Consider the following 19088-nt stretch of genomic DNA (forward strand, 5'->3'; position numbering starts at 1 on the left):
CGGCGATCACGTCGGACTCCCGTTGCGTCGCGCGCCCGCGAGGCCCGCGATGCGGTCGAGGAAGCGGCCGATCAGGCGGACGAGCTTCGGCACGAGCCAGATCATCATCAGCACCGACAGGACGACGATGCCGAGCGCGATCCACGGACAGGCCCAGGCGAGCCACAGCACGGTCCCCACGGCGAGATCCTCGCCGAACGACGCGGCCCAGTTCGAGAACGGTTCGGGCGAGGTGTTGATCGCCATCCGGCTGCCGGCCTTCGTCAGGTGGCTGCCGGCGGCGAGCGTCCCGCCCAGGATCGCGGCCGCGAGCGTCGCCGCCGCCGAACTGTCGCCGAACACGCTCGCCGCGAGCGCCGCGCCGGCCGGGATGCGCACGAACGTCTGCACCGCGTCCCACGCGGTGTCGACGCCGGGAATCTTGTCGGCGAGGAACTCGACCGCGAACATGAATCCCGACGCCGCGAGGACGAACGGGTGCGCGAGGACCGTGAGGCCGCCGGGGAGCGGCACCCAGTCCAGGTATCCCGATCCGCCGACGATGAACAGCACCGCGTAGAGCCGGATGCCCGACGCCCAGCCGAACGTCGCCGCCAGCGCGACCAACTGCCAGGTGTCGAAGGAGTCCGCCGCGCCCATGCCGGATCTTCAGCGCCGGCGCTTCGCCGCACCGCGCAGCCGCTCGGGCAGCCACGACGGCTCCCGCTTGGCGAGGAACGCCGAGAGGCCCTCGCGCGCCTCGTCGGTCGCGCGCACGCGCGCGATGCGCTCGACCGTGTCGGCGACGAGCGGCGCGTCGATCGGGCGGTTCGCGATCGCGCGGACCAGGAGCTTCGCCTCGCGTTGGGCCTGTGGTCCAGCGAGCGCCAGCGCGTCGAGCACCTCGTCCACGCGGGCGTCGAGACCGGCGGGCGGCACGAGTTCGTGCAGCAATCCGATCCGGTGGGCCTCCGCCGCGGAGAAGCGCTCGCCGGTGACGAAATAGCGGCGCGCGCTCCGCTCGCCGATCGCCGCCATCACGTAGGGGCCGATGGTCGAGGGGATGATCCCGAGCTTCACCTCCGAGAGCGCGAACAGCGCCTCGTCCGAGCCGATCGCGATGTCGCAGCAGGCGATGAGCCCGACGCCACCGCCGAACGCGTTGCCCTGGACGCGGGCGAGCGTGGGCTTGGGACAGCCGGCGACCGCGGCGAGCATCGCCGCGAGCGCTTCCGCGTCCGCCAGGTTCTCGGCGCGGCCGTAGCTCGCCGTCCGGCGCATCCATTCGAGATCCGCGCCGGCGCAGAAGCTCGGCCCCGACGAGTAGAGCAGCACCGCGCGCACGCCGGGGTCGGCGCCTGCATCGCGGAACGCACGCGTGAGTTCCGCGATCAGCGTCTCGTCGAACGCGTTGTGGATCTTCGGCCGCGCGAGACCGATGCGGCGCACGCCCTCGCGGTCCGCCGCCTCCAGCGTGGTCCAGGTCCCGGGCACCGGAATGTCGTTCATCGTCATCGTGCGCTACATCCTGAAGACGCCGAAGCGCGTGGGCGCGATCGGCCGGTTGAGGGAGGCCGAGATCGCGAGCGCGAGGACGCGCCGCGTGTCGGCCGGATCGATGACGCCGTCGTCCCACAGGCGCGCGCTCGCGTAGTAGGGATGGCCCTCGCGTTCGTACTGCGCGCGGATCGGCGCCTTGAACGCCTCCTCCTCCTCCGCGCTCCAGGCGCCGCCCTTCGCCTCGATCGCGTCGCGTCGGATCGTCGCGAGCACGGTCGCCGCCTGCTCGCCGCCCATCACCGAGATGCGCGCGTTCGGCCACATCCACAGGAAGCGCGGCGCGTAGGCGCGGCCGCACATGCCGTAGTTGCCCGCGCCGTAGCTGCCGCCGATGATCACGGTGAACTTCGGCACCTGTGCGCAGGACACCGCGGTGACGAGCTTGGCTCCGTCCTTCGCGATGCCGCCCGCCTCGTACTTCCTTCCGACCATGAAGCCGGTGACGTTCTGCAGGAAGACGAGCGGGATGCCGCGCTGGCAGCAGAGTTCGACGAAGTGCGCGCCCTTCTGCGCGGACTCGCTGAACAGCACGCCGTTGTTCGCGAGGATGCCGACCGGGTAGCCCCACAGGTGCGCGAAGGCGGTGACGAGCGTCGTGCCGTAGCGCGCCTTGAACTCGTCGAACTCGCTGCCGTCGACGATGCGCGCGATCACCTCGCGCACGTCGTAGGGCTTGCGGATGTCGGCGTTGATGACGCCGTGGAGTTCGTCGACCGGGTAGAGCGGTTCGGCGGGCGCCCGGGTCGGCACGTCGGCGCGCCGCGCCGGCTCGAGCTTCGCGACGATCGAGCGGACGATCGCGAGCGCGTGGTGGTCGTCGAGCGCGTAGTGGTCCGCGACGCCCGAGATGCGCGTGTGGACGTCGGCGCCGCCCAATTCCTCGGCGCTGACGATCTCGCCGGTCGCGGCCTTCACGAGCGGCGGGCCGCCGAGGAAGATCGTGCCCTGCTCGCGCACGATGATCGACTCGTCGGCCATCGCCGGGACATAGGCGCCGCCCGCGGTGCACGAGCCCATGACCGCCGCGATCTGCGGAATGCCGTCGGCGGACATCGTCGCCTGGTTGTAGAAGATCCGTCCGAAGTGATCGCGGTCGGGGAACACCTCGGTCTGGTTCGGCAGGTTCGCGCCGCCCGAGTCGACGAGGTAGATGCAGGGCAGCCGGTTCTCGCGCGCGATCTCCTGCGCGCGCACGTGCTTCTTCACCGTCAGCGGGTAGTAGCTGCCGCCCTTGACCGTCGCGTCGTTGCACACGATCACGCACTCGCGCCCGCGGACGCGCCCCACTCCGGTCACGACGCCTGCCGCCGCGATCGTGCCGTCGTACATGCCGTGCGCCGCGAGCTGCGAGAGTTCGAGAAACGGACTGCCCGGGTCGATCAGCGCGCGGATGCGCTCGCGCGGCAGGAGCTTGCCGCGCGCGACGTGCTTCGCGTTCGCCGCCTCGCCTCCGCCCTCTTCGATCGTCGCGACCGTCGAGCGCAGGTCGGCGACGAGCGCGGCCATCGCCTCGCGGTTGCGCACGAAGGTCGCGTCGCGGGGGTCGAGCCGGCTCTCGAAGACGGGCATGGCGTGGCGTTCGGAGTTACGCGGACGGGTGCCGGCGGCCGGTCATCGGCGCCGGCCCGCGCGCGTGGCCGGATCGGGCGAAGCAGTGTAGCGTGAACTCGGCCACCGCGTCCTCAAACGGTCGGGACGAGCCGCGCCCACAGTTCGACGAGGTTGCCCGCCGGATCGCGCAGATGGGCCACCCGTTGCCGCCACGACGGCTGGTCGTGAGGCTCGCGCACGAGCGCATGCCCCGCGGCCTTCGCGCGCGCCGCGGCCGCATCGACGTCGTCGACCTCCAGGCACACGACGACCGCATCGCCCGCGCGCGGCGCGGGGCGACCGACCACCGCACCCATCGTCGCCTCGCCGACCAGCGCAAGACGCGCGCCGCGCGTCGCCCACTCCGCGTAGACGCCGGGCACGTCGACCGCCGGCGTCGCGTCGAGGAGTTCGCGGTAGAACGCGATCGCCCGCGGAAGGTCGGCGACGACGAGCCGCAGGTGCGACAGCGCACGCACGCGGCCGGTCGCGCTCGCGCGCGCCCCGAGGAACCAGTCGAGCTGGTCGAACCGGTCGAGACCCCAGAACGGTTCGCCGTCGACGATCACGAACGGCGAGCCGAACACGCCCTTCGAGAGGCCGGTGTCGACCTCGCGCTTCAACGCGTCCTTCCACTGCGGGTCGTCGACGACCGCGCGCGCCGCCGCCGCGTCGACTCCGCCTTCCGCTGCGGAGGAAGCCGCGACGTCGGGATTCGAGATGTCGCGATCCTGCGTCCAGTACGCGCGCAGCATGGCGTGGGCCACGCGCGGCGCGCTCGTCCCGTCACGCGCCTTCGCCCACAGCAGGATGCGCGCGGGGGCCTGGGTCGCGATCGGGAAGCGCGAGGGCAACCGGAAGTCGCCGATGCCGTGGAAGCGCGCGCTGCGCTCGAAGTCGCGGCGTGAGTACTCCCCCTTCATCGGCACCTCGGTGAGCGGCGCGGTGCCCGCCGCCTTGAACGCCGCGCCGAGCAGCATCGGACGCCAGTCGACGGCGCGGCCGTGCCGCGCGGCGAGCGCCTCGATGCGACGCGACGCGAGGTACGCGTACGGAGAGCTGAAATCGAACCAGAACTCGAGCGGGGACGCGGACGCGGTGGAACCCGGCGCCGACGCAGCCTCGCGCCCGGACCCGGAGTCGTCCCGCCGGCCTCGCGGCGACACCGGCGCGCTCACGATACGCCTCCGCCGTCCGCGAGGAGGCTGCGCCCGATGACCAGCCGCTGGATGTCGCTCGTGCCCTCGTAGATCTGGCAGACGCGGACGTCGCGGTAGATGCGCTCGACCGGGAAGTCGTTCACGTAACCGTAGCCTCCGTGCACCTGGATCGCCGCCGAGCACACGCGCTCGGCCATCTCGGTCGCGAAGAGCTTCGCCATCGACGCTTCCTTGAGGCAGGGCTCGCCGGCGTCCCGCAGCGCGGCCGCGTGCCAGACGAGCTGGCGCGCCGCCTCGATCTCGACCGCCATGTCGGCCAGCCGGAAGTTGACCGCCTGGTGCTCGCCGATCGGTTTGCCGAACGCGACGCGCTCGCGCGCGTAGGCGAGCGCCGCCTCGAACGCGGCGCGCGCCATGCCCACCGCCTGCGAAGCGATGCCGATGCGCCCGGCCTCGAGGTTCGCGAGCGCGATCCTGTAGCCCTGGCCTTCCGCGCCCAGCCGGTTCGCGGCCGGGATGCGGCAATCCTCGAACGCGATCTGCGCGGTGTCGGAGGCGCGCTGGCCGAGCTTCTCCTCGACGCGCGCCACGCGGTAGCCCGGCGTCGCCGTGTCGACGACGAACGCGGAGATGCCCTTCTTCCCTGCCGCGCGGTCGGTGACCGCGAACACGACCGCGACGTCCGCGTTGGCGCCGGTCGTGATGAACTGCTTGACCCCGTTCAGCACGTACTCGTCGCCGCGGCGTTCCGCGCGCGCGGCGATCGCGCCGGCATCCGAGCCGACCTGCGGCTCGGTCAGGCAGAAGCAGCCGAGCTTCTCGCCGCGCGCGAGCGGCACGAGGAAGCGTTCGCGCTGCGCGTCGTCGCCGAACGCGTGGATCGGGCCGCAGACCACCGAGTTCTGCACGCTGACGACGGTGCTCGTCGCGCCGTCGCCCGCCGCGATCTCCTCGAGCGTCAGCGCGAGCGAGAGGTAGTCGAGCCCCGCGCCGCCCCACGCCTCGGGCACGACGACGCCCATCGCGCCGAGTTCGCCGAGCGCGCGGAGTTCCTCGCGCGGGAAGCGGTGCTCGCGGTCCCAGCGCGCGGCCTGCGGCGCGAGGCGTTCGCGCGCGAACGCGCGCATCGTGTCGCGGACGAGTCTGTGGTCGGCGGAGAGGACCATCGGTCACCTCAGGTTCCGGAAGCGCATCGTGGCAGCGTCGCTCATCGCCGGGATTCGAACAGGAGCCGTACGGCGAGCGCGCCGAAGACGCCCGCGAGCAGGCGCTTCGAGACGACGGTCCAGCGCGTCGCGCCGGCGAGCCTGCGCTTGAGGTCCGCCGCCGCCAGCACGCACAGCGCGTCGGAAGCCCCGACGATCGCGAGCTGCGTCGCGCCGAGCACGAGCGACTGCGCGAGGACGCTGCCGCGCGACGGGTCGACGAACTGCGGAAAGAGTGCGAGCTGGAACAGCGCGACCTTCGGATTGAGGAGGCTCGTGGCGAGGCCCGCGCGGAGGAGCCCCCAGGCGGGTGCCGGCGCCACGGACGCGGCCTCCGGCAACGGCTTCGCGTCGCGCCAGGTCGTCCACGCCAGCCACGCGAGGTAGGCGGCGCCGGCGTAGCGGACCGCGTCGTACGCGTAGGGAACCGCAGCGAGCAGCGCGGAGAGCCCGAACGCCGCGGCGAGCACGTGCCCGAGGAGACCGCTCGTCGTGCCCGCGAGCGACAGGAGCCCCGCGCGCCGTCCCTGTGCCGCCGTGCGCGCCACGAGGTAGACCAGCGTCGGTCCCGGCGTGATCGCGAGCGCCACCGACGCGGCGGCGAACAGGAGCCAGGTGTCGAGCGGGATCATCGGCGCCGGCGCGCGGTCGAGGTCAGGCGAGTTCGATCGCCATCGCGGTCGCCTCGCCGCCGCCGATGCACAGCGACGCGACGCCGCGGCGCTTGCCGTATTTGCGCAGCGCGCCGATCAGCGTCACGACGATCCTCGCGCCCGAAGCGCCGATCGGGTGGCCGAGCGCGCAGGCGCCGCCGTGCACGTTCATGCGCTCGTGCGGGATGCCGTGCTCGCGCATCGCGGCCATCGTGACCACCGCGAACGCCTCGTTGACCTCGTAGAGGTCGACGTCCTTCGCGGTCCAGCCGGACTTCGCGAGCACCTTCGCGATCGCGCCGACCGGTGCCGTGGTGAACTCGCCGGGCGCCTGGGCGTGCACCGCGTGCGCGACGATCACCGCGAGCGGAGCGATCCCGCGCGCCTCGGCGGTCGAGCGGCGCATCAGCACGAGCGCCGCGGCGCCGTCGGAGATCGACGACGAGTTCGCCGCGGTCACCGTGCCGTCCTTGCGGAACGCGGGCTTCAGCGTCGGGATCTTGTCGGGCGAGGCCTTCGCCGGCTGCTCGTCCTTGTCGATGGTGACCTCGCCCTTGCGGCCCGGAACCACGACCGGCGCGATCTCCCAGGCGAAGGTCCCGTCGTTGTTCGCGCCGAGCGCGCGGGAGAGCGAGGCCAGCGCGAAGCGGTCCTGTTCCTCGCGCGTGAAGGCGAACTTCGACGCGCAGTCCTCGGCGAAGGTCCCCATCAGGCGCCCCTTGTCGTAGGCGTCCTCGAGGCCGTCCAGGAACATGTGGTCGAACACCTGCTGGTGCCCCATCCGGTAGCCCGCGCGCGCCTTGGGCATCAGGTAGGGCGCGTTGGTCATCGACTCCATGCCGCCGGCGACGATCGCCTCGTGCGAGCCCGCGGCGAGCATGTCGTGCGCGAGGATCGCCGCCTCCATCGCCGAGCCGCACATCTTGTTCACCGTCGTGCAGGGCACCGATTGCGGCAGCCCGGCCTTCAGCGCCGCCTGGCGCGCCGGCGCCTGGCCCTGGCCCGCGGGCAGCACGCAGCCCATGATGACCTTGCCGACGTCGCCGGGCGCGAGCTTCGCGCGCTCGACCGCGGCCTTGACCGCGACCGCGCCCAGGTCGCTCGCCGCGAGCGACGCGAAATCGCCCTGGAAGCCGCCCATCGGCGTGCGCGCCGCCCCCACGATGACCATCGGATCGTTCAACATCGTCGTGCTCCTCATCCGTTCACGGCGACCGGCGCCCGCGACTTCGTCGGGATGGCGCGGCGTCGCTTCGCGCGGGGCGCGATCACTTCGTTTCGTTGAAGAGTTCCCGGCCGATCAGCATCCGGCGGATCTCGCTGGTGCCGGCGCCGATCTCGTAGAGCTTCGCGTCGCGCCACAGGCGCCCCGCCGGATACTCGTTGATGTAGCCGTTGCCGCCGAGGCACTGGATCGCCTCGCCGGCCATCCACGTCGCCTTCTCCGCCGCGTAGAGGATCGCGCCGGCCGCGTCCTTGCGCGCTGCGGAGCCGCCGTGCCCGCGGTCGAGCGCCTGCGCGACCGCGTAGACGTAGGCGCGCGAGGCCTGCATCGTCGTGTACATGTCGGCGAGCTTGCCCTGCATCAACTGGAACTCGCCGATCGGCTGGCCGAACTGATGCCGCTCGTGCACGTAGGGCACCACGACGTCCATGCACGCCTGCATGATGCCGAGCGGTCCGCCGGCGAGCACGGCGCGCTCGAAGTCGAGCCCGCTCATCAGGATGTTGACGCCGCGCCCCTCCTCCCCCAGCACGTTCGCGTCGGGGATCGCGCAGTCGCGGAACACGAGTTCGCAGGTGTTCGAGCCGCGCATGCCGAGCTTGTCGAGCTTCTGCGCGGTCGAGAAGCCGGCCATCCCCTTCTCGACCACGAACGCGGTGATGCCGCGCGCGCCGGCCTCCGGATCGGACTTCGCGTAGACGACGAGCGTGTCGGCGTCGGGCCCGTTGGTGATCCACATCTTGCTGCCGTTCAGCACCCAGTGGCCGTCGTGCCGGGTGGCGCGGGTGCGCATCGAGACGACGTCCGAGCCCGAACCCGGCTCGCTCATCGCGAGCGCGCCGACGTGCTCGCCCGCGACGAGCTTCGGCAGGTACCTGCGCTTCTGCGCCTCGCTGCCGTTGCGGCGGATCTGGTTGACGCAGAGGTTCGAGTGCGCGCCGTAGGAGAGCCCGACCGACGCGGACGCGCGCGAGATCTCCTCCATCGCGACGACGTGCGCGAGATAGCCGATGGCGGTGCCGCCGTACGCCTCCTCGACCGTGACGCCGAGGAGGCCGAGGTCGCCCATCTTGCGCCACAGGTCGTGCGGGAACTGGTTGTCGCGGTCGATCGCCGCGGCGCGCGGCGCGATCTCGTCGGCGGCGAACTGGCGCACCGTCTCGCGCAGCATGTCGACGGTTTCGCCGTGGTGGAAGTCGATGGACGGCAGCGCGGCGGTCATGGACGGCCTTTCGTGGGGTGCGGCGGACGGGCGTCCCCGTCGTCCTTGCCGTGCATCAGCATCAGCGTCTGCTGCATCAGCGCGCAGAGCCTGCGCCGGCCGCCGGATTCGGCGTGGACCTCGCCGCGCGTGATGCACAGCGTGCGTCCCGGCTTGACGACGAAACCCTCGGCGACGATCCGGTCGCCCTCCGCCGGAGCGAGCAGGTTGACCTTGAACTCGACCGTCAGCACCGAGGCGTTCGCCGGAAAGAGCGAGAAGCCGGCGTAGCCGCCCGCGCTGTCGACGATCGTCGACACGATGCCCGCGTGCACGTAGCCGTGCTGCTGCGAGATCGCGTCGTGCGGCACGAGCGAGATGGCGCAGTAGCCGGGCTCGACCGCATCGAGCGTGGCGCCGATCGTCGCCATCGCGCCCTGCCGCGCGAAGCTCATGCGCACGCGCTCCGCGGCGTCGGGCGTGCCGAACTCGAAGCGGACCTGCGGCATGACGGGCGGCCGGGTCGGCGCGGCGGGGGCCGCGCCCGGGGGTCGGGAAGCCATCGATTCTGGATTACGTTTACGTTAACGTCAACCTCGATGCCCGTCCGGCTCGCGCGACCCCGCCCGGGCGGCGGACGGTCCGCGGGCCGGACGCGGCGATGCGGGCGCGGCGCGTTCCGCCGTCGCCTCCCGGAGGCGGCGGCGGCAGTCGCGCTCGATCGAGCCGATCTCGGAGAGGAGCGCCTCGATGTCCGCGCGCTGCACCTCGAGCTGGGCGCGGCGATGGTCGAGCGCCTCGAGGAAGCGCAGCAGCTGGCGCCGGTCGCCCTCCCGCGCGTCGTGCAGGTCGAGGATCTCGCGGATCTCGATGAGCGAGAGGCCGAGCCGCTTGCCGCGCAGGATCAGCTTGATGCGGGTGCGCTCGCGCTCGCCGTAGATGCGCGCTTGACGCTGCCGCCGCGGCGCGAGCAGGCCCTCGTCCTCGTAGAAGCGGATCGCGCGCGTGGTCAGCGCGAACTCGGCGGCGAGTTCCGAGATCGAATAGCTCGCCTCCCGCGGCGCGGCGGCGGGCGCGTTCGGCGGGCGGCGGGAGGCGGTCATCGGCGGCGGGATGTCCGCGGGAACGTCGGGGAACGGGCCCGGCCACGATACCATACCGGGTTGACGCAACCGCCGATGCCCGTCCCCAGGTGAACGCCCCCGCCCCGAGCCTGCTGCAGTACCCGTACGACGCCCCGCCCGCGCCCGGCGCGGCGCAGGAGATCGCGCCGGAGCTCCTCTGGGTCCGGATGCCGCTGCCGTTCGCGCTCGACCACATCAACCTGTGGCTCGCGCGCGGCGAGAGCGGAGGCTGGATCGCGGTCGACGCGGGCTACGGCAACGACGCCACGCGCGCGCTGTGGGAGCAGCACTTCGTCTCGACGATGGGCGGGCATCCGATCGAGCGCATCGTCGCGACGCACCACCACCCCGACCACCTGGGGAACGCCGCGTGGCTCGCGGAGCGCTTCGGCGCGAAGGTCGCGATGACGATCGGCGAGTTCCTGACCGCGCACGCGACGCTCGACCAGCGCGCGGCGCACACGATCGGCGACACCTGCGCGCTGTTCGCCGCGCACGGCCTCGACCGCGAGCACGTCGCGGCGATCGTCGCACGCGGCAACGCCTATTCGCGCGGCGTGCCGCGCGCCCCGGCGAACATCGAGCGCATCGTCGGCGGCGACACGCTTCGCCTCGGCGCGCGCGACTGGACCGTGATCCCGGGCTACGGCCACTCGCCCGAGCATGCCGCGCTGCACGCGCGCGAGGCCGGGCTCCTGATCTCGGGCGACATGCTGCTGCCTCGCATCTCGACCAACGTCAGCGTGTGGTCGTCCGACCCCGACGGCGACCCGCTGGGCCGGTTCCTGAAGTCGATCTCCGCCTACGAGGGTCTTCCCACCGACACGCTCGTGCTGCCGTCGCACGGCATGCCGTTTCGCGGCATCGCGGCGCGCGTCGCCGAGTTGCGCGCGCATCACGCGGCGCGACTCGCGGAGCTGGAGGAGGCGCTCGCCGACGCGCGCCGGCCGATGTCCGCCGGCGAGATCGTGCCGGTGCTGTTCCGCCGGCCGCTCGACCTGCAGCAGCGCTTCTTCGCGACCGGCGAGGCGATCGCGCACCTCAATCACCTGTGGCACCGCAAGCGCATCACCCGCGTCGTCGGCGACGGCGGCGCGGTACGCTTCTCCGCCTGACCCCCCGGCCTCCTCCCCCTTCCGGACCCGCCCGATGACGACCAAGACCGCCTCCACCGCCTCCTCCCCGACCGAGGCGCGCCCCCCGTTCGACCCGGTCGTCCTCGCCGAGTCGATGGCGTCCGCCGCCGAGAAGAGCGCGAAGCTCCTGGGCGAATTCGCCGCGAAGCAGGCCGCGCGCGGCGCGAGCCCGTTCGCCGACGAGCTCGGCCTCGGGAAGGCGTACATGGAACTCGCCTCCGCGATGCTCGCCAATCCGCAGCGGCTCGTCGAATCGCAGATCTCGCTGTGGCAGCAGTACACGGCGCTGTGGCAGTCCTCGGTCCTGCGCGCGTTCGGCGCGCAGGTCGCCCCGGTCGCCGAGCCGTCGAAGGGCGACAAGCGCTTCCGCCACGAGGGCTGGCAGGACCACCTGCTGTTCGACTACGTGAAGCAGAGCTACCTGATCGCGGCGCGCTGGCTGCACGAGAACGTCGCGAGCGTCGAGGGCCTGGACGAGCACACGAAGAAGAAGGTGGACTTCTTCACCCGCCAGTACATCGACGCGCTCGCGCCGTCGAACTTCGCGCTCACCAATCCCGAGGTGTTCAGCGAGACCGTCGCCACCGGCGGCCAGAACCTGGTCAAGGGCCTGAACAACCTGCTCGACGACATCGAGCGCGGCAACGGGCAGCTCCGCATCTCGATGACCGACGCGAAGGCGTTCGAGCTCGGCGTCAACATCGCGACCACGCCCGGCAAGGTGGTGTTCCGCAACGCGCTGATCGAGCTCATCCAGTACGAGCCCGCGACGGCGAAGGTGTCCGAGCGCCCGCTCCTCGTGATCCCGCCGTGGATCAACAAGTTCTACATCCTCGACCTGCGCGAGAAGAACTCGTTCCTGCGCTGGGCGGTCGCGCAGGGGCACACGACCTTCGTGATCTCGTGGGTCAACCCGGACGCGAAGCTCGCCGGCAAGGATTTCGAGGACTACCTGACCGAAGGCACGCTCGCCGCGATCGGCGCGATCGAGAAGGCGACCGGCGCGAAGGACGTGAACGCGGTCGGCTACTGCCTCGGCGGGACGCTCCTCGCCGCGACGCTCGGCTACCTGGCGGCGAAGAAGGAGCCGAGGATCGCGAGCGCGACGTTCATGACCTCGCTCGTCGACTTCACCCACGCCGGCGAACTCGAGGTGTTCATCGACGAGGGCCAGGTGGCCTCGCTCGAGCGCAAGATGAGCGAGCGCGGCTACCTCGAAGGCGCCGAGATGGCGAACACCTTCAACATGCTGCGCGCGAACGACCTGATCTGGTCGTTCGTCATCAACAACTACCTGATGGGGCGCGACCCGTTCCCGTTCGACCTGCTGCACTGGAACTGCGACTCGACGCGCATGCCGGCGAAGATGCACAGCTTCTACCTGCGCAACCTCTACATGAAGAACGCGCTGCGCGAGCCGGGCGGCGTCACGCTCGACGGCGTCGCCATCGACCTTTCCAAGTCGAAGGTCCCGACCTACTTCGTCTCGGCGATCGAGGACCACATCGCGCCGTGGAAGGCGACCTACGAGGGCCCGTCGGTCCTGTCGGGACCGTCGCGCTTCGTGCTGTCCGGCTCGGGACACATCGCGGGCATGATCAACCCGCCGGCCGCGAACAAGTACGGGTACTGGACCAACGCGAAGCTCCCGGCGTCGGCGGACGAGTGGTTCGCCGGCGCGAAGCAGCACGAGGGCTCGTGGTGGACCGACTGGCAGGACTGGATCTCGACGCGCACCGGGCGCGAGGTCGCGCCGCGCGTTCCGGGCAAGGGCAAGCTCAAGGCGCTCGCCGACGCGCCGGGCACCTACGTCCGGATCCGCGCCGACGGGAAGTGACGCCGCGGCGCGCGCGCAGTAGAGTGGCGCGAGGCAAGGGTCCTTTCGGGAGGACATCATGTTGATCCTTCGATCCTGCACGCTGCTGTCGCTCGCCGCGCTGGCCCTTGGAGCGCCGCTCGCCGCCGCGGCAGCGACCTGCGCGGACTGCGGCGTCGTCACCTCGCTCCGCTACGTCGAGGAGAAGGGCCAGGCGAGCGGCGTCGGCGCCGTCGCGGGCGGCGTCGTCGGCGGCGTCGTCGGCCACCAGTTCGGCAGCGGGCGCGGCAACACCGCGATGACGATCGCGGGCGCCGGCGCCGGCGCCTACGCCGGCCACCAGATCGAGAAGAACAAGAACAAGAAGGTCTACTGGGCGGTGACCGTGAAGATGGACGACGGGACCGTCCGCAAGCTCACCTACAGCCAGCGCCCGCCCGCCAACGAGGGCGAACGCGTCAAGCTGCTCGACGGCGGGAAGCGGATGGCGCTCGTCGCGCCGTAGGCGACCTTCGGCATGCCGCCCGTCGCTCCGTAGCGAAGCTCGACGCAACGCCACGCAGGTTCGCGCGCCGCCCGGCGCGGGTTTCGGCGGCGCCGATCACCGCTGCATGCCGCCCGGCTTCTCGGATGCGTTGCCGCGCGACGGTGCGCTGCCGTCGTGGCCGCCGCGTTCCTGCGGCTTGCGCTCGCTGCCGTTCGACGACGGCTTCGCCGCCGGAGCGTGCGCCGGAGCCTGCCCGTGCATCTGCGGGGGCGGCACGGGCGCCATCGTCGCCCCCCCGCGCGGCACCGCCTGTGGGCTCGCCGCCGGCGGCGACACGACCGCGGGCTTCGGCTGGGGCGCGCTGCGCGACGGCGGCGCGTACGGGTTCGAGGGCGAGGCGACCGGCATCGACGGTCGCTGCGGCGATGACGAGCGTGCCGGACCGGTCGCGGAAGGCGAGTACGTCGGCGCCGCCGGCGAAGCCTGGCGCGCCGGCGGCGAGACGTCCGGCTGCGGGTATCCGGTCGAGGGCACGTTCTGGCGCGACGGCGCGGTCGCCGGTGCGTAGGGCTTCGCCGTCTCGCGCTGGACCGGCGTGGTGTAGACCGACGGCGCACCGCCGCGGTCGGGCGCCGAGTACGACGCCGACGGCGTCGTCGGTGCCGCAGACGTTCCGCGCGACGGCGCGCCGATCGACGGCTTCACGCTCTCGCCGGCGCTGCGCGACGGCGATCCGCGCGCCATGCCGCTGCCCGGCGCGAAGGTCGACGCGGCAGGCGGCGCATCGGACAGTCGCGGCTTCAACGCCGGCCGCCCGGGCGCCGGGCGCTCCGCCGGCGGTGCGTAGGCGAGGTCCGGTGCGCTGCGGACCTGCGCGGCGGTCACCGGAACGAGATGGCGCGACACCGACCGCTCGCTCGCGAAATTCGCGACCGGAATCGCCGTGATGCCGCCGGGACGCGACGCGTTGATGTAGCTCTGGGGCGGCGCGCGGCGCACGCGTTCGTCGTAGTGCGCGGCATAGGGGCGGTTGTAGCCGCTCCAACAGCGCGACGAGCAGCCGTTCCACCACGGGCGGAACGGCTCGCCCCAGGCGAGCGGCACCCAGCCCATGACCGGCGCGCCCCACGACACCGACACGCTCCAGCCCGAACCGCCGACCCAGCCGACCATCGCGGGCGCCCAGATCGGACGGGCGACGAACGCGCCGGGACACCATCCCCAGCGGCCGCCGACCACGACCCAGCGTCCGTAGTGGAACGGCGCGTAGCCCCACGGCGCGGCATCGACCCAGGTCCAGCCCCAGGGCGCGACCCAGGTCCAGCGGCCGTCGCGGTACGGCGCCCAGCCCGCGGCGACCTGCGTCGGATACCAGACCGAACCGTAGGTCGTGTCGGTCTCCCACGCGCCGTACGCGTCGAGGTCGGCCGCGCCGACCATCTGGCGCGACACGTACGGAGACGAGCGGCTCCGCGCGTAGCGCCGGTCGCGCTCGGCGACCCAGGCGTCGAAGCCGTCGGATACGATGCCGTTCGCGACATCGACGCGCGTCGCGTCGAGTCCTTGCGCCACGGCGGTCTGCCCGGGCAGCACCTGCTGCATGCCGGCGGACGTCGGCAGCGTCGCCTCGCCTTCGCGGACGACGACGACCGTGCGGTTGCGGTCGCCCGACACCTCGACCCGGTAGAGTCCGGTGCGCGTCAGCACAACCTGCGTGTTCGGCGTGTCGATGTGCGCGGCCTCGCCCGGATCGAGGAAGCGCAGGCGCAGCGAGAGCTGGCCCTGCGCGAGGAACAGCGACACGACGCGATCGTCGAGGCGCGCGACGTGCAGGTTGGTCTGCGGGCCGAGGCGGATCTGGCCGGTGCCGACGTCGATCTCCGCGCGCGAGCCTTCCGCGACCCACAGGTTGTCGCCGGAGGTGATCGGATAGTTGACGCCGATCGCCTCCCAGTCGGACGCGCGATCCTCCGGCGCGTGGTAGACCTCGCCGCCCAGGTCGGCGAGGCGGCCCACGCGCGAAGGCAGGTCGTCCTGGGCGTATGCGACCGCCGCGAAGACCGCCAGCAGGACAGCGGCCGTGGCGCGCGCGGCCTTCCGCAGCGATCCACGCAAGTCGGTGCAATTCGGCATCCCGGCTGTCCTCATGGTCATCGATCGACTCCTGGTGCTGACGAAAACGATTGCCGCGGCGCCACGGTTGACCGGGCGCCTGCCGGCGACGCGGCGCACGTCCGGGCACAATGGATTAGACTCGGTGCTCCGTCCAGTCCGCCCGCCCCCTTCCAGGAGCCGTCCATGCGCACCTTCCGCGCGTCCCGCATCGCCGCCGCCGTCGCCATCGCTTGCACGTTCGCCTCGAGCGCGGCTTCCGCCCAGTTCTCGAACTTCTGGGTGTTCGGCGACAGCCTGTCGGATGCCGGTTCGTTCAAGCCCGCGCTGCCGCCGGGCACGGGCCTCTACACGACCAATCCGGGACCGATGTGGACGCAGGTGCTGGCGCAGCGCTACGGCCTCACCTCGACGCCGGCCAACCAGGGCGGCAACGACTATGCGGAAGGCGGCGCGCGCGTCGCGTTGCAGCCCGGCGTCCCGCCGAACTTCCCGCTGACCGCGAACGCGACCCCGGTGCTGACCCAGATCTCGCAGTACCTCGCGACCGGTCCGGCGGATTCCGGCGCGCTCCATTCGGTGTGGGCCGGCGGCAACGACCTGTTCACGCAGTTGTCGATGCTGCAGGCGGGCGCGATCACGCCGCAGCAACTGCAGGCGAACATGACGCTGGCCGCGGGCCAGCTCGTCGGTGGCGTCGCCCAGTTGCAGGCCGCGGGCGCGCGGAACATCCTCGTGTTCAACCTGCCCGACGCCGGCAAGACGCCCGACGGCATCGAATCCGGCAACGCCGCGTCGATCTCGCAGGTCGTGGGCCTGTACAACGGCGCGATGCAGGCGGGACTGAACCAGATCGGCGGCAACGTCATCCGCGTCAACATCTTCGCCCTGCTGAACGAGGTGATCGCCGACCCGGCGCGCTACGGCTTCGCCAACGTCACCGGCCGCGCGTGCACGAACGACTTCGGCGGGCGTGTCTACGCGCTCTTCTGCACGCCCGACACGCTCGTGTCGCCCGACGCGCCGAACACCTACCTGTTCGCCGACGGCAACCACCCGACGACCGCGGGCATGAACCTGATCGCGCAACTCGCCGCGAGCATGATCGAGGGACCGCAGAAGATGGCCTCGCTCGGCGAAGCGCCGCTCGCGGTCGAGGCCGCGAACTTCCGGACGCTCGACGGCCGGATGCAGTCGTCGCTCAACGCGAAGCCCACGTCGGCACGCTTCCAGCCCTGGGTCGCGGTCGACTACGCGAATCCGGACCTCCGCGGCTCGTTCATCTCGGGCGACGCGGACGTGACGACGGTGTCGGTCGGCGGCGACATGATGCCGAATCCGCGCCTGCTCGTCGGCGGCGCGTTCGGCTACACCGAGAACAAGTCCGACTTCGGCGGCGGCGGCTTCACGCTCAAGGAGACGACCGGCACGTTCTACGCCGGCTACGGCGAAGGCCCGTGGTACCTCGGGCTGCGCCTGGGCGCCGGCGACCTCGACTACGGCGACATCAACCGCGACATCGCGCTCGGCACCACCACGCGGACCGAGACCGGCGAGACGAGCGGCTACACCTACTTCGGCAGCCTCGTCGGCGGGTGGTGGTTCGGCACGAAGAGCGGCATCGTGCACGGACCGTACGCGCGGCTCACCTACCAGCGCGCGATCGTCCGGCAGTTCTCGGAGGCGAGCCGCGATTCGACCGCGCTCACCTACGGCCAGCAGGAGCGCGAATCGCTGCAGTCCTCGCTCGGATGGCAGCTCTCCGGCAATCTCGCCGGCATCCGTCCGTTCGGCCGCGTGACCTGGGAATACGATTCGAAGGCCGATGCGCGTTCGGTCGAGGCGACGCCGGTCCTGCTGGGCGGCACCTATTCGGTCGGCGCCTACGTGCCGGACGACGACTACTGGCTGTTCAACCTCGGCGCGTCGACCGACTTCGCGCGCGGCACCGTGTTCCTCACCGGCTCGGGGACCGCCAGCAAGGACGACGGCAACTACTGGGCGGTCACGCTGGGCGTGCGTATCCCGATCGAGTGAACGGTAGTTGATCCACGCGAAATCCGTCGGGCTGAAGCCCGACCCACCACCCTCCCCGTGGGTCGGCCTTCAGGCCGACACGATCCATCGCATCACCACCCGCCCCGTCGGGCTGAAGCCCGACCCACAGGGAAGGCGAAAGCCGCGGATCGCTCGTAGGTACGGCTTCAGCCGGACGATTCTCCCGCCGCCACCGGATACTCCGGCGCCGCCGCCAGCGGTCAACGGGTTCCTGACCGGAACCGCGCGAGCGCGCGCAACCCCTCGATCGAACGCGAGCCGTACCACGACGTCCACTCCCCGTCGATGAGGTCGACGCGCTTGCCGTACGTCGCGGCGAGCGCGTCGCGGTCGCGCGGGCGGAACGCGTAGGGCTCGGTCGAGAGCAGGATGCGGTCGGCGTCGCGCCACGCCGCATCGTCGTCGCCGATCCGCGGATAGCGCGAGTCGGCGTCCTCGGGCAGCGTGTCGAATCCCGCGCGTGCGAGCGTGGCGGACACGTAGGTGTCGCGCGCCACCGTCATCCACGGGGCTTTCCAGATCAGATAGAGGACGCGTTCGCGCGGCAGGCCGGCGGTGGCACGGGCGAGTTCGCCGAGCGCCGCGTCGAACTCCGCGGCGAGGGCGCGCGCGGCCGCCTCGCGATCGAAGACCGCGCCGAAGAGCGCGTAGAGCCTCCGGTTGTCCTCGGGGACGAGTGGATGGGTGACGATCACCGCCGGCACGAACGCGCGCGCCGCGTCGACGTCCTCGCGCCGGTTCTCGTCGACGTTGACGACGAGGTGCGTCGGTCGCGTCGCCGCGAGCGCCTCGAGATCGACGTCCTTGGTGCCGCCGACCTTCGGCACCCGCCGCACGGCGTCGCGAGGGTGCACGCAGAATCCGGTCCTCGCGACGACACGGTCGCCGAGTCCCAGCGCGAACAGGAGTTCGGTGAGGCTCGGCACCAGCGACGCGATGCGCGGCGCGCCGTCGAAGCGCCGGTGCCGCGCGCCGGACCAGTCGGTCGCGCCGCTCAGGGCTGCCTCGGCTTGCGCGGCGCGCGAGCGAACGCGCGGTCGTAGATCGCCCGCGGCAACGCGGCGAGCACGCGCCCGACGATCGCCATCGGCCAGGGCAGCACGTGGAAGCGCTTGCGGCGCGCGATCGCGCGCGCGATCGACGCCGCGGCGCTGTCCGCGTCCATCAGGAACGGCATCCGGTAGGGATTGCGCGCGGTCATCGGGGTGGCGACGTAGCCGGGGCAGATCGTGACGACCGCGACGCCGGAAGGCGCGAGTTCGACGCGCAGCGCCTCGAGCACCCTGATCGCCGCCGCCTTCGACGCCGAATACCCGGCCGATCCGGGCAGGCCGCGGAAACCCGCGACGCTGGCGATCCCCGCGAGCGTGCCGCGCCCGGCCTCGCGCATCGGCGCGACGAACGGGTGGAACGTGTGGAAGAGCCCGGCGACGTTCGTGTCCATGACCGCGCGGAACGCGGCGAGGTCCTCGGCGTGCTCGACCATCGTGCCGCGCGAGACGCCGGCATTGGCGATCACGACGTCGGGGACGCCGTGCTTCGCGATGAAGTCACGGCCCGCGGCGATCATCGCGTCGGCGTCGCGCACGTCGGCGGCGTAGGTTTCGACGGTCGCGGTGCCGAGGGCGGCTTGCACGCGCGCGAGTTCGTCCGCGCGCCGCGCGACGAGGCCGAGCGTCGCACCGTCGCGCGCGTAGTGCTTCGCGAGCGCTTCGCCGAGCCCCGACGAGGCGCCGGTCAGGAAGACTTTGAGCGCCAACGACGTCTCGCCGCCCGCGTCGC

Annotated in this window: 17 protein-coding genes; 4 read left to right on the plus strand and 13 right to left on the minus strand. The window is 72.0% G+C overall.

The window, feature by feature from the left end:
* Positions 1-6: 6 nt before the first annotated feature.
* The 10 genes from HS109_16135 to HS109_16180 form a co-directional block, all read right to left on the minus strand.
* On the minus strand, positions 7-639 hold the full coding sequence (locus HS109_16135) for a DUF4126 domain-containing protein (GenBank protein ID MBE7523895.1): 633 nt from the start codon (positions 637-639) through the stop codon (positions 7-9).
* Between the two features lie 9 nt (positions 640-648).
* Positions 649-1488: an enoyl-CoA hydratase/isomerase family protein gene (locus HS109_16140; GenBank protein ID MBE7523896.1), complete on the minus strand. Its 840-nt coding sequence runs from the start codon at positions 1486-1488 to the stop codon at positions 649-651.
* Positions 1489-1500: 12 nt separating this feature from the next.
* Positions 1501-3108 carry a methylcrotonoyl-CoA carboxylase gene (locus HS109_16145; protein ID MBE7523897.1) on the minus strand — a complete coding sequence of 536 codons (1608 nt, stop codon included), beginning with the start codon at positions 3106-3108 and terminating at the stop codon, positions 1501-1503.
* Between the two features lie 113 nt (positions 3109-3221).
* Entirely contained in the window at positions 3222-4307 is a 1086-nt protein-coding gene (locus HS109_16150) for a DsbA family protein (protein ID MBE7523898.1), read from the minus strand.
* Positions 4304-5455 carry an acyl-CoA dehydrogenase family protein gene (locus tag HS109_16155; GenBank protein MBE7523899.1) on the minus strand — a complete coding sequence of 384 codons (1152 nt, stop codon included), beginning with the start codon at positions 5453-5455 and terminating at the stop codon, positions 4304-4306. The genes HS109_16150 and HS109_16155 overlap by 4 nt, the downstream gene beginning before the upstream one ends.
* Before the next feature lie 41 nt (positions 5456-5496).
* Positions 5497-6126, minus strand: coding sequence for a LysE family translocator (locus tag HS109_16160; protein ID MBE7523900.1), 630 nt, complete (start codon positions 6124-6126; stop codon positions 5497-5499).
* A 22-nt stretch (positions 6127-6148) separates the two neighbouring features.
* The gene (locus HS109_16165; GenBank protein ID MBE7523901.1) at positions 6149-7333 is read right to left on the minus strand and encodes an acetyl-CoA C-acetyltransferase; all 1185 of its coding nucleotides are present in this window, start codon (positions 7331-7333) and stop codon (positions 6149-6151) included.
* Positions 7334-7415: 82 nt separating this feature from the next.
* Positions 7416-8594, minus strand: a complete 1179-nt coding sequence (locus HS109_16170; protein MBE7523902.1) for an isovaleryl-CoA dehydrogenase — start codon at positions 8592-8594, stop codon at positions 7416-7418.
* Positions 8591-9082 (minus strand): PaaI family thioesterase, encoded by a 492-nt coding sequence (locus tag HS109_16175; protein ID MBE7523903.1) that lies wholly within the window; start codon positions 9080-9082, stop codon positions 8591-8593. Before HS109_16175 ends, HS109_16170 begins: the two co-directional genes overlap by 4 nt.
* Positions 9083-9163: 81 nt before the next feature.
* On the minus strand, positions 9164-9676 hold the full coding sequence (locus HS109_16180; GenBank protein ID MBE7523904.1) for a MerR family DNA-binding transcriptional regulator: 513 nt from the start codon (positions 9674-9676) through the stop codon (positions 9164-9166).
* Between the two features lie 89 nt (positions 9677-9765).
* Between HS109_16180 and HS109_16185 the strand changes: the two genes are divergently transcribed.
* Genes HS109_16185 through HS109_16195 form a run of 3 tightly spaced genes read left to right on the plus strand, consistent with a single transcriptional unit; the run spans position 9766 to position 13154 of the window.
* Positions 9766-10812 (plus strand): MBL fold metallo-hydrolase, encoded by a 1047-nt coding sequence (locus HS109_16185; GenBank protein MBE7523905.1) that lies wholly within the window; start codon positions 9766-9768, stop codon positions 10810-10812.
* Between the two features lie 34 nt (positions 10813-10846).
* Complete coding sequence (gene phaC / locus HS109_16190; protein ID MBE7523906.1) at positions 10847-12670, plus strand: class I poly(R)-hydroxyalkanoic acid synthase; 1824 nt, start codon at positions 10847-10849, stop codon at positions 12668-12670.
* Between the two features lie 58 nt (positions 12671-12728).
* Positions 12729-13154 carry a glycine zipper 2TM domain-containing protein gene (locus HS109_16195; protein ID MBE7523907.1) on the plus strand — a complete coding sequence of 142 codons (426 nt, stop codon included), beginning with the start codon at positions 12729-12731 and terminating at the stop codon, positions 13152-13154.
* Positions 13155-13250: 96 nt separating this feature from the next.
* On the opposite strand, the gene HS109_16200 is transcribed toward HS109_16195, so the two are convergent.
* Entirely contained in the window at positions 13251-15290 is a 2040-nt protein-coding gene (locus HS109_16200; GenBank protein MBE7523908.1) for a FecR domain-containing protein, read from the minus strand.
* 144 nt (positions 15291-15434) lie between these two features.
* Here HS109_16200 and HS109_16205 point away from each other — a divergent pair, with 144 nt between their 5' ends.
* Complete coding sequence (locus HS109_16205; protein ID MBE7523909.1) at positions 15435-17285, plus strand: autotransporter domain-containing protein; 1851 nt, start codon at positions 15435-15437, stop codon at positions 17283-17285.
* A gap of 221 nt (positions 17286-17506) precedes the next feature.
* Here the strand turns inward: HS109_16205 and HS109_16210 are convergent, their stop codons facing one another.
* Positions 17507-18400, minus strand: coding sequence for an ABC transporter substrate-binding protein (locus HS109_16210; GenBank protein MBE7523910.1), 894 nt, complete (start codon positions 18398-18400; stop codon positions 17507-17509).
* Positions 18301-19065, minus strand: coding sequence for an SDR family oxidoreductase (locus HS109_16215; protein ID MBE7523911.1), 765 nt, complete (start codon positions 19063-19065; stop codon positions 18301-18303). Before HS109_16215 ends, HS109_16210 begins: the two co-directional genes overlap by 100 nt.
* Positions 19066-19088 lie beyond the last annotated feature (23 nt).

The organism is Burkholderiales bacterium (assembly GCA_015075645.1).
Lineage (GTDB): Bacteria > Pseudomonadota > Gammaproteobacteria > Burkholderiales > Casimicrobiaceae > VBCG01.

Excerpts from the sequence above, each read along its gene's own strand:
- phaC (MBE7523906.1), top strand. The coding sequence starts at position 10,847 with ATGACGACCAAGACCGCCTCCACCGCCTCCTCCCCGACCGAGGCGCGC.
- HS109_16135 (MBE7523895.1), bottom strand. The coding sequence starts at position 639 with ATGGGCGCGGCGGACTCCTTCGACACCTGGCAGTTGGTCGCGCTGGCG.
- HS109_16175 (MBE7523903.1), bottom strand. The coding sequence starts at position 9,082 with ATGCCGCAGGTCCGCTTCGAGTTCGGCACGCCCGACGCCGCGGAGCGC.
- HS109_16140 (MBE7523896.1), bottom strand. The coding sequence starts at position 1,488 with ATGAACGACATTCCGGTGCCCGGGACCTGGACCACGCTGGAGGCGGCG.
- HS109_16205 (MBE7523909.1), top strand. The coding sequence starts at position 15,435 with ATGCGCACCTTCCGCGCGTCCCGCATCGCCGCCGCCGTCGCCATCGCT.
- HS109_16160 (MBE7523900.1), bottom strand. The coding sequence starts at position 6,126 with ATGATCCCGCTCGACACCTGGCTCCTGTTCGCCGCCGCGTCGGTGGCG.
- HS109_16195 (MBE7523907.1), top strand. The coding sequence starts at position 12,729 with ATGTTGATCCTTCGATCCTGCACGCTGCTGTCGCTCGCCGCGCTGGCC.
- HS109_16165 (MBE7523901.1), bottom strand. The coding sequence starts at position 7,333 with ATGTTGAACGATCCGATGGTCATCGTGGGGGCGGCGCGCACGCCGATG.
- HS109_16145 (MBE7523897.1), bottom strand. The coding sequence starts at position 3,108 with ATGCCCGTCTTCGAGAGCCGGCTCGACCCCCGCGACGCGACCTTCGTG.
- HS109_16155 (MBE7523899.1), bottom strand. The coding sequence starts at position 5,455 with ATGGTCCTCTCCGCCGACCACAGACTCGTCCGCGACACGATGCGCGCG.
- HS109_16200 (MBE7523908.1), bottom strand. The coding sequence starts at position 15,290 with ATGACCATGAGGACAGCCGGGATGCCGAATTGCACCGACTTGCGTGGA.
- HS109_16180 (MBE7523904.1), bottom strand. The coding sequence starts at position 9,676 with ATGACCGCCTCCCGCCGCCCGCCGAACGCGCCCGCCGCCGCGCCGCGG.
- HS109_16170 (MBE7523902.1), bottom strand. The coding sequence starts at position 8,594 with ATGACCGCCGCGCTGCCGTCCATCGACTTCCACCACGGCGAAACCGTC.